The sequence below is a fragment of the Halochromatium sp. genome (genome assembly GCF_054919635.1).
Genome location: NZ_JBUDPI010000086.1, coordinates 1 through 12,019, shown reverse-complemented (window position 1 = coordinate 12,019; position 12,019 = coordinate 1). Strand labels below are relative to the sequence as shown.

Genomic DNA, 12,019 nt, shown 5'->3' with positions numbered 1-12,019 from the left:
CAATCACGGCATACAGCAGCAAGGGCTTGCCGGAACGGATGACACGAGGCAGCAAATCAGTCATGGCGGCTCCTGAAGAATGGCTTTGAAGATCTATCCTTGTGGGGCGGGGCTCCTAAACCAGACGAAGCGGCGCTTGTCGTCCTTGGCACGCTCGATCTGTCCGCGTAATTCGAGCAGCGCGTCTTGCAACGCCTCTTCGATGACGGGGTGATAGAAGGGCATATCCAGGGCCTGGCTCACGGTCATCCGACTTTCCACCGCCCAGGCCAGCAGGTGCGCCAGATGCTCGCAGCGTGGGCCGACCATCTCGGCGCCCAGCAGCCGCCCGTTCTTGTGCGCCGCATAGACCCGCAGCAGGCCCCGGTTCTGGCCCATGATCAGCGCCCGCCCAACCGGCCCAAAACGCTGGGTCGCCACCACCGTTTTATCTTGATCCAGCTCCGCGAATCGGCTGCCGACGAAGGCGATATTCGGCTCGGAGAAGATGATCGACATCGGCGTTCGGTGGCGGTAGCGCAGCGCTTTGCGATGGGTCGCGTTGTGGCCGGCGATCCGCCCTTGCTCGGCGGCGCGCTGCAGGTTCGCGATCCGGCCATCCGCATCGCCCGCCAGGTAGATCGGCAGGCGCCCCACTTGCAGCGTCTGCGGGTCATGTGCGGGGACGCCGCGTTCATCGAGCGCGAGGCCCTCTCCGCCGGAGACGCCGAAGCGGCTGAGCCGATCCCGGGTCTTGTAGGTGTCGGCCAGGTGAATCGCGACCTTCGAGGGCATGCAGCCGATCCGGGCACAGGTGGTGCCGAGGGGGCCACCATTGATCAGGACCCAGCGGTCGGTGGTCTTGCGGACCGCCTTGACCGCATTCAGACCGGCATGGCCTGCGCCGATCACGGCGACATCGACATCGATCTTCACGGTGACCCCTCCCAACTCTTGATCAATGTGGAGTATTTCTACCGCATCGTCGAGGTCATGGAATCACCCATTTGGGTGAAACGCGCAGACGATTTGGACGATGTCCGGGACCGCTGGTGGCGGCCAGTCGAGCGTCCGAGCGGTTGCATGAGCGTGGGAAGTCAGCTCTAATCAAGACCCTCAGGGCAAGCGTTCGTACGACGGCACGCTCGATGCGCTTGCCACCGCGACCATGTCTGCTTCTCGAGGGGGGTGGTGCGATGGTGAGCTTGGATTTGATCGGGCAGATCTACGATGTGCCCCTGGGGCGCTCGAACTGGGACGATGTCATCGAGCGTATCAGACGCCAGTTCGGGGCCGAGCAGAGCCTCATGTTCGCGATCGACGAGCGCTCTGGCGGTGTCGAGATGCTCTCGATCTCGAATCCTGAGGAATCACTCTGGCAAGAGTACGTCGACTATTACCATGCGAGTTGCCCATGGACCGAGCTGTTCGAGGCGGGGAACCTGCCGAAGAACAGCTTTGTGGCGGGGGACCGATACGTGCCTTATAAGGAGTTGGTGAAGACGGAGTATTTCCAGGACTGGTGGGTCAAGAACGGCGTTTACTACACGTCGGGAGGGCGTTTCCGATGCCAGGACGGACGATTGATACAGTTGAACCTGCCACGTCCAAAGGGCGCCGGGAGTTACGAGGACACAGAGCTTGCGGTCCTGAATCAATACGCCGCGCACATCGTGCGTGCCCTTGCGTTACAAGCAGCGATCCCGATGCATGCGCATGCGCCACAGCCTGACTACGACTCCCTGGCCGTCGGGTACGGACTCACTCCCGCCGAGGCCAAACTGGTGGAAGTGCTCGTCGACACCGGGTCCCTGAAGAGATCGGCGGATCGGCTGCACCGCTCGTATCATACCGTTCGTTCCCAGCTCCGGTCTGTGCTGCAGAAGACCGACACCAACAGCCAAGTCCAGTTGATGCGCCTGATCCATCAACGCTCCGCGACCGCAGGACAGAGGCCTCAAGCTGCGATCCGGTCGGTCACCGGATGACGCAAGGCCCCGCCGCGCGGGGCCGCGTCACCAGTGTCCGGTGCCGTGCTCGTGCGACCTCGCCACCGAGCGCATCAGCAGCGAACGCGCCGCGCTCCAGCTGCAGGCACTCACGAAACGGCAGAAAAGGGGGGTGGCGACAGCGCTGCACTCGAACAAGTCTTCAAAGAAGGCAGCCTCCCGTTCGAGGCCATCCACCCGGTGCGGCTGCTCAACGTTGAGAACCAGGCCTTCGAGGATTGAGCAGAGCACCATGCCGCACAATCTCGGTTTTCGCCTCGGACTGCTTGTCTCATCGATGGCCGCAAGTGGCCTCGCGCGGGCCGATTGCCTCGCGAAAGGGCGAACCAACAAAGAGATCGCTGATCAATTGGAAATCCGTGCATACCGTGAAGGCGCACTTGGCGCGACTGACGGACCGTCTTCACACCAGCAATCGCACCGATACGGTCCAGGAGGCGCTGCGGCTCGGGTTGATCGAGCGTTGAAGATCTGGAATCTGGGTCTGCTGATCTCGCTGCACAGCTACCTCTTCCGTCTCGGTGTGCTGCTGTTGATGATGGTCGTGCTCTTCGACCAGTACGATCCCGTCGGGGGTGCTGGTGGGTGCTCGCTGTTGCCATGACCGCGTTGTGATCGAGGTCCGAGACAATGGGAAAGGCATTGCGCTCGACCAGCAGCAGAGGATCTTCGATGAGTTTGTCCAACTCCCACGGAGCGACCAGCGCCGTCCAACGGGCATGGGGCTCGGGCTCTCCGTGAGGCAACGACTGCGCCAACTGCTCGAGCATCCAGTGACACTGCATTCGCGGCCCGGCGCCAGCACCTGCTTTGCCGTCGGAGCGAGGGCACAACCAAGGGGGTCGAGCTGACCCACGCGAACATCATGGCCAACCTGACCCAGGTCTCGGACATGCTGGACACCTTGCACGATGACCGGATCATGGCCACGCTGCCGCTGTTTCATGCCTTCGGCCTTACCGTGACCACCTTCATGCCGCTGGTCGAAGGCATCCCGATGATCTGCCATCCTGACCCCACTGATGCGCTGAGCGTGGCCAATGCGATCAGTCGGCATCAGGCGACGGTGCTGTGCGGCACCTCGACCGTTCTGCGGCTCTATGTGCGCAACCGGCGCATTCATCCGCTGATGCTCGAGTCGATCCGCATCGCGCACGGCGCCGAGCGATGGCAGGACCACCAACGAGCTCAGGCCCATCAACAGCAGCCCAACCAGAAAGCTGAAGCCTGATTTTAGCTTGATACCCGCCCCGTTCATGAACTCGGCTCCGATCGTCAGACCGACCGCTGGCAGCAACCAGGCAATCGTCTCGGCAAGCTGCAGGCTCTGAGTTCCAACGCGCCGTGTGCCAAGGTGCCGATGGTGATCCAGGCGCTGACGATATGAGGCACATCTGGTACTGTCATCAGCGATTTCGTTGATCCAACCCAACGCGAGCCGACACTGCCGCGATCGCCCGTTTCCTATCGACCGGAGGTCTACCATGCCTGTTGTCGACGCTGAGCCCCTCCTCGCAGAGACACGTCCGATCTTTCCATTGAGCGTCGATGCCTACCATCAGATGATCCAGGCTGGGATCTTCGATGAAGACGACCGCGTCGAACTGATTGACGGAGCGCTGCGTGCCATGCCACCGATCAAACCTGATCATGCCGGAAAGAATAATCGCCTGAACCGACTGTTGACCTTGCGAGTTGGGGACGATGCGCTGATCTCCGTGCAGAATCCGCTGACGCTGCAACCCCGTTCGGAGCCCGAGCCGGACCTGATGCTGTTACGCCCGCGCGATGACTTCTACGAAGGCGCGAATCCCACGCCAACCGATACGCTATTGGTGATCGAGGTCTGCGACAGCTCGCTGCGCTACGACCGCGAGGTCAAGGTACCTCTGTATGCGGCTCACGGGGTCCCCGAGGTCTGGCTGGTCGACCTCCAGCATCGGCGCCTGGAGCTGTTCCGGGAGCCCGGCGTCGACGACTATCGGCTGGTCCTAAGACCGGAGCCAGGCGAAGTCGTGGCACCGCTGCTGCTGCCGAGTCTGCGTATCGGCGTCGACGAGATCTGGTAGCAACCAGGGCAGCCAAGCACAACGCATCCAGGTTGTCTCAGGGTGTTGGCTTAGGCGAAGCCTTGCTGAGCGAGGTCCAATTATTGGGACAGCTGCAACAGCTTGTCTAGCGGGCCGGTTTGTGTTCCTAGCTCGCCACCGCCTCGCGATGCACCAGCTCCCAGCCGCTGTAGAGCAGCAGGATCGGGTGCAGGGTCGCAGCGCCGAGCTCGGCGCCGATGCGCGCATCGGCGGCATAGCGGCGCAGCTGGGACTGGGCGTCGGTGATGAGCTGTGCGCGCTTGGCGGGCCTGTCGCCCGAGCGGCTGAGGTATTTCAGCTCGATCAGGTAGGCATGGCGCATGTCCGGGTAGCGGAAGTAGAACGGCGCCAGGTAGAGATCGACGAAACCGCCGCCCTGCTCAACCTCGGAGAAGACGCGGAAATAGGGTGAGAGGTTGAGCCAGGCGAGAAGGAAGCCCTGGAGCACCTTTTCGCCTTGCAGGAAGTCACGGATGCTGGCCTGTTGGGCGATCTCTTCCGCCAAATAGTCGAAGAAGCCTTCCCATTGGCCGCGGTAGGCCATCTTGTTGAGGCGGTCGGAAATCTCATAGGTGCTGGGGCGAAATACGCCAACCTCGTCATAGGCCGCGCGCAGATAACCGTACATGAGCTGGCGCACGGTGCGGTTGGGTATCTTGAGCAGCGGCCGGCCCTCGCGCTCGCCGGCAAAGCTGAGCAGACCGAGGTAGTAGAGCAATGATCGGTCATGGGTGTCGTGCGCGCTGCGTGCTCGGGGAGTCTGTTCCCAGCGTACTCTCCTCGCATGGCAGCCCGGAACCGCCTAGATCAGTCCGCAAGGACAGCTTCCGACCCATAGCAGACGTTGCTAAATCCAGCGCTGGCGAGAGGATTACGAGATTAGCGCGACGACGCCTGGCGACAACCCGCAGCCGGCTTCATCTCATGTAAGGCGGGACATACTCCGCGATCTCACCACGGGCCAGATACGGAAGCGTTACGGTCTGGTAGTAATCCTCTCCCCGTGCAAACCAACGGTCCCAGGAATCGACCCATTCTTGCGGCATCTGCTTCGGCAGCCAGAATCGTTCCGGGATCGCCTCCGTCGGCGTCGCATCGGGGCTGACCGTCACGTCGGCGGTCACCACACCAGCACCGTCCTCCAGTGCTTCGCCTGCAAGACCAGTTGCAGATGGCTCACGGTGTCGCCGCCGAGCTATTCCCATCCCACGTCAAAGCTGCCCGCCTGGATCAACCGCGAGTGGCCGCAGCACCGCCCAACCAGCGCTCGACCAGGTCGCCCGCACTCAATGCCTTGTCGAACAGGTAGCCCTGACCCAGCTCGCAGCCGGCATCGAGCAGCCAGTTGGCCTGCTCCTGGGTTTCCACGCCCTCGGCAAGTACCTCCAGATCAAGACTGCTGCCGAGGGCGATCACCGCGCTGGCGATCGCTTGACTTTGCGGATCCTGGCTTAGGTCGTCGACAAAACTCTTGTCGATCTTGAGCTGATGGATCGGCAAGCGGCGCAGGTAGGCCAACGAGGAGTAGCCGGTGCCAAAGTCGTCGACCGCGAGCCGCACACCGATCCGGCGCAGCGCGTGAAGGCTGGCAATCGCCCGGTCCGCCTGGCGCATAATCAGCGACTCGGTGACTTCGAGCTCGAGACGGGCCGGGTCGAGGCCCGTCTGTGCCAAGAGTCGCTGGATGTCCGCAACCAGGTCGCCCTGCTCAAGCTGCAGTGTCGATAAGTTGACGGCCAGTCTCGGCAGCCGCAACCCCGCGGCATCCCAAGCTGCGAGCTGCTCACAGGCCTCGGCCAGGACCCACCGGCCGATCTCGCCGATCAAGCCGAGCTCCTCGGCAATCGGGATGAACTGCAGCGGCGACACGAGCCCGAGCTGCTCGCTCCTCCAACGCAGCAAGGCTTCGGCACCAATGAGGCGACGGTCGGCCAGGTGGACTTGAGGTTGGTAACAAAGTTCGAGCTCGTGATTGGCGAGCGCCCGACGCAGGCCGGACTCGAGCCGCAATCGCGTCTCGACACTCTGCGCCAAGGCCGCTTCGAAATACTGCAGGGACTGGCAGCCTTGCTCCTTGCCCTGCTTCAGCGCCACGTCGGCATGGCGCATCAGCGTCTCTCCCGTCTGGCCGTCGGTTGGGTAGAGCGCAATGCCGATGCTCGCGGTGATGACCAGCGTCTCGCCGTCGATGATCTTGGGCTCGGCGCAGAGCGCCAGGAGTCGGCTGGCCATGCCGGCGACCTCGTGTGTACTCGCGACCGGTTCGAGGAGGAGCCCGAATTCATCACCACCGAGCCGCGCGATCGTGTCGCTCGGACGCAGCCCCCGCGTGAGTGCACCGGCGATCAAGACCAGCAGTTGATCGGCGCCCGCCTGTCCTAGCGACTCATTGATGACGTGAAAGCGATCAAGGTCGAGGATCAGCACGGCCAATTGGCTGCGGCTGCGCCGCGCGCGCTGCAGTGCGTCCTGTAGGCGACCGCGGAACTGGCCCCGATTGGCCAGTCCAGTCAGTGCGTCGTAGTTCTTGGCCAGGTCGAGCTGTTCCTCGGTGCGGTGCAGGCGCGTGATGTCGCTGAAGACGATCACGTATTCGGCGAGGTCCCCGTTAGCGCTGGTGACCCCGGTGACCGCCATCCGGGCGCGAAACGGCTCACCATCCTTGCGTCGCTTCCAAACCTCGCCCCGCCAACGCCCGCTCTGCCCGGGGTCGGTGCGCAGGCCCGCGAATACCTCTTCACGACCGGCATTGATCTGCAACTGCGTCAGGGGCGCGCCGACAACCTCGGCCTCAGTGTATCCGGTGATCTCCGTGAAGGCTGGGTTGACGGCCAGGATCTGGTGTGACGCGTCGGTGATGATCACGCCATCGGCTGTGCTCTTGAAGACCTGCGCCGCACGGCGCGACTGCTCTTCGGCGCGCTTGCGCACGTCGATGTCGGTATTGGTGCCGACAACCCGAAGCGCCTCGCCGCTGTCATCGCGCGCGACGACCTGACCACGCGCATGGACCCAGCGCCAATCACCGGCCTTGCATTGCATGCGCAACTCAACATCGTAGGGGGTATTATCGTGCAGGTGGCGCTCAAGCGCGGCCATCACCGGGTCGCGATCGTCCGGATGGAACCGCGCAATGAACGCTTCGGTGTTCGGCTCAAGCTCACCGGGCGCGAAGCCGAGCATCTCGAACAGGCGGTCGTTCACGGTCAGGCTGCCCGACCGAACATCCCAGTCCCAGAGGCCGTCGCTGGTGGCTTCGAGCGTCAAGCGCAGCCGCTCTTCGCTCTGGCGCAAGGCGTCCTCCGCTTGTCTGCGCTCGGTCACGTCGAGGCCAACGCCGACCATCCGCCACGGCTGGCCGTCGGCATCACGGATCAGCTCACCGGTCACCTCGGCGACGCGCACTCGGCCATCGTCAGCGCGCAGGATGCGATGCTCGAGCTGATAACGCCCGTCGCCGCACAAGGCCCGCTCCATCGCCGCCTCAATGGCCGTGCGGTCGTCCGGATGGGCATAGGTGGCGATTAGCGTCTCCAGGTCATAGCTATCCGCCGTCGCGCCGTGGAGCCGTTTCCAGTTCGCCGACGGGGTGAGCCGGCGGTTGGCGATGTCGATCTCCCAGGCGCCGAGGCCCGCCAGGCGCTCGGCCTGCTCGAGCAGCCAGCGCGAGTGCTGGAGCTGCTCCTCGGCTTGCTTACGTGAGGTGATGTCGCGGTTGCACCCGCGCACACCGAGCCAGCGCCCGTCCTCTCCGGTCACCGGGGCGCATTGGTGGTCGAGCCAGATCCAGGCGCCACTCTTGGCGCGAAACCGAAACTCCGAACGCTGGAAGTCCGCGATGCCCGGCATCTCGGGTGAGAGCACGGCATTGCGATGGGCGAGATAGGCCGCGCGATCGTCGGGGTGGATCAGCTCGGCGAGCAGGTCCGACTCGCCCTGAAAGGCCTCGGGCGGATAACCGGTAATGCGCTCACAGGCCGGCGAGAGGTAGCGGTAGCGTCCATCGGGGCCGAGCCAATACTCCCACTCCGGGCTGTACTCGGCGAGGACGCGATAGGCCTCGTGTGCCTCGCGCAAGGCGGATTGCATCTGCCGGCGCTGCAGGAAGGTTTCGACATGGCTGGCGACGGTAGCGACCAGTTCCTGTTCCTCTGGGAGAAACGCGGGCGCCGCCTCGGTCCCCGCCTCCACATAGACCACCTGAATGCGTCCCTGGCTTTCGTCAGGTGCAGTGAAGGTGGCCTCGATGCGGTGGTCACTGGCGGCGAAACCCGACGCGGTGAAGCGCTGGTCAGCGAGCTCGATGCAGGCGCTTGCAAGCCCCGGCCTCTGCAGTCCGCCGGGTAAACGATCGACGATTTGCTGCAGCACCTCGTTCCTTGGAACATCGTGCTGCAGCTTAAGCTTGGCGATATCGTAGAGGCAGTCGAGCTCTTTGATGCGCTCGGTAAGCGCGCGATCGCGCAGCTGCAGCACCGAGCGTTGGGCCACGGCCTCGCGTCGATCCACCAAGGCACAGACGCATTGCGGCGTCTGCTCCGGTCCATCCGGTAGCCGGGCGAGGTGCAGATCGGCAATGACGGTCGCACCGTCGGCGCCGCGCAAGCTGACCTCATTCAGTGACGCGTCGCGCGCTTCGAGCACCTGGTTGAGTGCTTCAATGACGCGCGCACGATTCGGCTCTGCAATCCGGCGAATCAGTGGATGCTGCTGGAGGTGGGGCAACTTGAGCGCAAGGAGCGCTTCAGCGGCGGCATTGGCTTCGAGCACAAAGCCGCGCGCATCGAGGATAAGCTCAGCAATCGGCAAGGATTCGAAAAACGCGGTGAAGCGGGTCAGCGCCTCTTCGATCCGCGTCTGGCTTTGACGCAGCTCCTGGTTCTGGACTTGAAGCTCAGCCTCGTAGACCCGCAGGCTCTCGATCAGGGTGTCCTGATCCCGAGCGCGCTCCGCAAAGGCCGCTTCGGCCAGGTCAAGACGTCCGGCGGCCAGCGCTTCACGGACCTGCTGGGAGAGCTCAAGAGCCTCTTCTATCGAATTCGAGCCCGGGACCGCTGCTGTTTGCTCTCTGCCAGTCATTAGCCTTGACCTTGCCCGATTGCGCGATGAGCACCTTGTGTGAACCAACGTCCATTTGCATCTGAAGCGTGGCCTCGTCTTCGGCAGGTGGCGACGGCGCGAATGCAACGGTGCCAACGATCTCGAAGGCTGCGAAGGCCTCGTCTTCCGTGTCGAAAGCGATCAGCTCGTCTTGGGAAAGCCGCCTCGTCGCTGCGCAGGCACCCCCTGATAGGCTAACAGCTCGCTGGCCTCGCCGGATACTCTAAATGCATCGCCCCGTCGAGCGGTTTCTCGTGTTTTGGTGCAGCATGGTTTGATAGCCTGCGCGCCGCTAGGGCGATAACAATCGCGCTGCGGTCAGTCATCTCTTGTGGTGTCGGGTCGGCGTATGGATAGCCGCCGCATCCGCTCCCACAGGGACTTGCGGCTGATCCCCAGATGCTGTGCGGTCTGCACAATACGACCTTCATTCACCTCCAGGGCCCGCTCGATGTACCGCCGTTCGCAACCTTCAAGGTAGGATGCTAGTGTTGGCTCGGGCTCGCAGCGTTGCTCGTCGACCGGTGTCGCTGGGAAGATGTCCGCGCGCGTGAGCCGTGGTCCGTCGCAAAAGATACAGGCGCGCTCCAGCGTATGGCGCAGCTCACGAACGTTGCCTGGCCAAGCGTGCTCGCGCAAGGCCTGCTCGGCGTCTTCGCTCAGCTGCCGCGGCGGCCCGCCCGCGCGCCGCGCGCACTCCTTGAGGAAACACTGGGCAAGCCACGGGATGTCCTCAGGCCGTTCTCGCAGCGCGGGAACTCTGAGCTGAACGACATTGATCCGGTAGAAGAGGTCTTCACGGAAACGTCCCGCTGTGACCAGGTCCTCAAGGTTCTGGTGCGTTGCTAAGATGATGCGAATGTCGGTCGGGATCAGCTTGCGGCCCCCAACCCGCACCAAGGCTCGTTCCTGGAGAACCCGTAACAGTTTGGCTTGCAGCGCTAGCGGCATGTCCCCGATCTCGTCGAGGAAGAGGGTGCCGCCTGTGGCACGCTCAAAGAGCCCGGCGTGCGCCTGGTGGGCGCCCGTGAAGGCCCCGCGCTCATGGCCGAACAGCTCCGACTCGGCCAGGGTTTCGACCAATGCCGCGCAGTTGACGGGAACAAACTCCCCACGCCCACTTAGCGCGTGAATCAGCCGTGCAACGACCTCCTTGCCCGTGCCTGTCTCTCCCATAATTAGCACTGTGGTATCGAGGGGCGCCACACGCTCAATCAAGGCCTGAATGCGCGCCATCGGCGCAGAGACGCCGAGGGCACCTGTCTCGCTTCCTGCTCCACCTGGGCCAGCGATGAGCCGCCGGACCTGGCTCAGCAGCTGATCGAGCAAAAAGGGCTTGGTGATATAGTCCGCGGCTCCGCTCTTCAGCAGATCGACGGCACGCTCAAGGTCGCCGTATCCGGTGATAAAGATGAAGGGTGGCAGGGTGACGCCGCTGCGGCGGAGTCGTTCAAAGAGCTCATCGCCGGATCGTCCAGGCAGGCGGATGTCACAAATCACCAGGTCAAAGCGATGGTTTTTCAGCGCCAACTCGGCCGCCTCGGCGTCGCGATGCCAGGCCGTCTCGAGCCCCTCGAGCCGGAAACGTTCGACGAGCGATTCGCCCATGATCAGATCATCTTCGACGAGACAGAGGCCGCTCACGTGTCGTTCTCCGAGGTCCGGTTGGTCGACGACCGACGGCTAAAGGGAAGGTGCACTTCCATCGCGGTGCCGGGTGCCAGCGCCATCACCTCGATGCTGCCACCAAGTTGGCGGACCGTCTGATATGTCACCCAAAGACCGAGTCCGTGGCCGCCGGTCTGTGAGAAGAAGGGCTCGAAGAGCTTACGCTGATCCGCCTCAGCGACGCCCGGTCCATCGTCCTCAACCCGCAGCCAGAGATGGGCGCGCTGCGCGACGCAGCGCAGCGCCACGCGACCTTGCTGGGGCGCCGCTTGGATGGCGTTGAGGAGCAGGTTGATCAGGATCTGGCGCACGGCCGACGAGGGTAGCGCGAGCGCGCCCTCGCCGACATTACAATGCCAACTGAGTCGCAAGCGCTTCTTATGCACCTCGCCTTGGATCAGGGTGCGTAAGTCCTCGAGGTCCCTCGCCGTCAGCGGATGCGCGTCGGCGCGTGCCTGCACCAGCAGAGCCTGAACCGTGGTTTGGATCTGAAGCAGGCCCCGTTCCAGCAGATCCAGGGTCTTACGATCCATCTCGGGCTGCTCACTATGAAGCCTAAAGGTGTCCAGTGCGTTGAGCATCCCGCCAAGCGGGTTATTGATCTCATGCGCCAGTCCTGCCGACACCTGACCAACCGCGGCGAGCCGCTCGGACTGGCGCATCTCCTGCTCGAGGAAACGCTTCTCGCGCAGGCCGTTGAGCATTTCGTCGAAGCCGCGGGCTAACTCTCCGATCTCATCGCGACTGTTGACGGTTCCACAGTCAACGCTGAGGTCTCCTTGCCCGACGCGTTTCATGCATTCACGCAACGCGCTGATCGGGCGCATCAGCCGCTTGCCGAGCGCCCAGCCGACGAGGAACAGGATGATCAGCAACAGCAGGCCATAGCCGAGCGCGGCTCGGAAGAGCGCGAGAAAGTGCTCCTGCAGCGCCGATAAGGGGTAGTCAACGAGCACAAGCCCCAGCGTCTGCCGATCGCGCGCAATCGAGGCGGCCGTCACGAAGCCCTGGGCCTGCTCGATGGTCAGTGCCCCTTGCGGCGGCAGGGCCTTGCGATCAAGCGCCTGCGCCAAGGCCGTTAATCGCTCGACGCCTGGGTCAGCTGCTGCGAGCCTGCGTCCGCCTTCGGTTGCGGCATAGAATCCACCCGCGCGGTCCATCGCCACCACCAAT

At 63.5% G+C, this 12,019-nt stretch carries 12 protein-coding genes; 5 read left to right on the top strand and 7 right to left on the bottom strand.

Annotation, left to right across the window (positions count from 1 at the left end; genetic code table 11):
• Positions 1–93 precede the first annotated feature (93 nt).
• A complete protein-coding gene (locus tag ACY693_RS07415) occupies positions 94–891 on the bottom strand; it encodes an NAD(P)/FAD-dependent oxidoreductase (protein WP_462321191.1) in 798 nt (265 codons plus the stop codon).
• Between the two features lie 284 nt (positions 892–1,175).
• On the opposite strand from ACY693_RS07415, the gene ACY693_RS07410 reads away from it, so the two are divergent.
• A complete protein-coding gene (locus ACY693_RS07410) occupies positions 1,176–1,967 on the top strand; it encodes a helix-turn-helix transcriptional regulator (RefSeq protein WP_462321190.1) in 792 nt (263 codons plus the stop codon).
• 27 nt (positions 1,968–1,994) lie between these two features.
• On the opposite strand, the gene ACY693_RS07405 is transcribed toward ACY693_RS07410, so the two are convergent.
• The gene (locus ACY693_RS07405) at positions 1,995–2,222 is read right to left on the bottom strand and encodes a hypothetical protein (protein WP_462321189.1); all 228 of its coding nucleotides are present in this window, start codon (positions 2,220–2,222) and stop codon (positions 1,995–1,997) included.
• Between the two features lie 229 nt (positions 2,223–2,451).
• On the opposite strand from ACY693_RS07405, the gene ACY693_RS07400 reads away from it, so the two are divergent.
• The 4 genes from ACY693_RS07400 (at position 2,452) to ACY693_RS07385 (ending at position 4,057) form a co-directional block, all read left to right on the top strand.
• A complete protein-coding gene (locus ACY693_RS07400; protein WP_462321188.1) occupies positions 2,452–2,592 on the top strand; it encodes a hypothetical protein in 141 nt (46 codons plus the stop codon).
• Positions 2,564–2,839, top strand: a complete 276-nt coding sequence (locus ACY693_RS07395) for an ATP-binding protein (RefSeq protein WP_462321187.1) — start codon at positions 2,564–2,566, stop codon at positions 2,837–2,839. The genes ACY693_RS07400 and ACY693_RS07395 overlap by 29 nt, the downstream gene beginning before the upstream one ends.
• Entirely contained in the window at positions 2,794–3,219 is a 426-nt protein-coding gene (locus ACY693_RS07390) for an AMP-binding protein (protein WP_462321192.1), read from the top strand. The genes ACY693_RS07395 and ACY693_RS07390 overlap by 46 nt, the downstream gene beginning before the upstream one ends.
• A gap of 253 nt (positions 3,220–3,472) precedes the next feature.
• Positions 3,473–4,057, top strand: coding sequence for a Uma2 family endonuclease (locus ACY693_RS07385; RefSeq protein ID WP_462321186.1), 585 nt, complete (start codon positions 3,473–3,475; stop codon positions 4,055–4,057).
• 127 nt (positions 4,058–4,184) lie between these two features.
• On the opposite strand, the gene ACY693_RS07380 is transcribed toward ACY693_RS07385, so the two are convergent.
• The 5 genes from ACY693_RS07380 to ACY693_RS07360 form a co-directional block, all read right to left on the bottom strand.
• Positions 4,185–4,796: a PD-(D/E)XK nuclease domain-containing protein gene (locus ACY693_RS07380; protein ID WP_462321185.1), complete on the bottom strand. Its 612-nt coding sequence runs from the start codon at positions 4,794–4,796 to the stop codon at positions 4,185–4,187.
• A 199-nt stretch (positions 4,797–4,995) separates the two neighbouring features.
• Positions 4,996–5,283: a hypothetical protein gene (locus ACY693_RS07375; protein WP_462321184.1), complete on the bottom strand. Its 288-nt coding sequence runs from the start codon at positions 5,281–5,283 to the stop codon at positions 4,996–4,998.
• 25 nt (positions 5,284–5,308) lie between these two features.
• Complete coding sequence (locus ACY693_RS07370) at positions 5,309–9,157, bottom strand: sensor domain-containing protein (RefSeq protein ID WP_462321183.1); 3,849 nt, start codon at positions 9,155–9,157, stop codon at positions 5,309–5,311.
• A gap of 339 nt (positions 9,158–9,496) precedes the next feature.
• Positions 9,497–10,822, bottom strand: coding sequence for a sigma-54-dependent transcriptional regulator (locus ACY693_RS07365; RefSeq protein WP_462321182.1), 1,326 nt, complete (start codon positions 10,820–10,822; stop codon positions 9,497–9,499).
• A partial coding sequence (locus ACY693_RS07360) for a sensor histidine kinase (protein WP_462321181.1) occupies positions 10,819–12,019 on the bottom strand: 1,201 nt, incomplete at its 5' end. The genes ACY693_RS07365 and ACY693_RS07360, both read right to left, overlap by 4 nt.

Coding starts and splice junctions, on each gene's coding strand:
- ACY693_RS07375 (WP_462321184.1), bottom strand. CDS start 5,283: ATGGGAATAGCTCGGCGGCGACACCGTGAGCCATCTGCAACTGGTCTT.
- ACY693_RS07405 (WP_462321189.1), bottom strand. CDS start 2,222: ATGGTGCTCTGCTCAATCCTCGAAGGCCTGGTTCTCAACGTTGAGCAG.
- ACY693_RS07385 (WP_462321186.1), top strand. CDS start 3,473: ATGCCTGTTGTCGACGCTGAGCCCCTCCTCGCAGAGACACGTCCGATC.
- ACY693_RS07410 (WP_462321190.1), top strand. CDS start 1,176: ATGGTGAGCTTGGATTTGATCGGGCAGATCTACGATGTGCCCCTGGGG.
- ACY693_RS07370 (WP_462321183.1), bottom strand. CDS start 9,157: ATGACTGGCAGAGAGCAAACAGCAGCGGTCCCGGGCTCGAATTCGATA.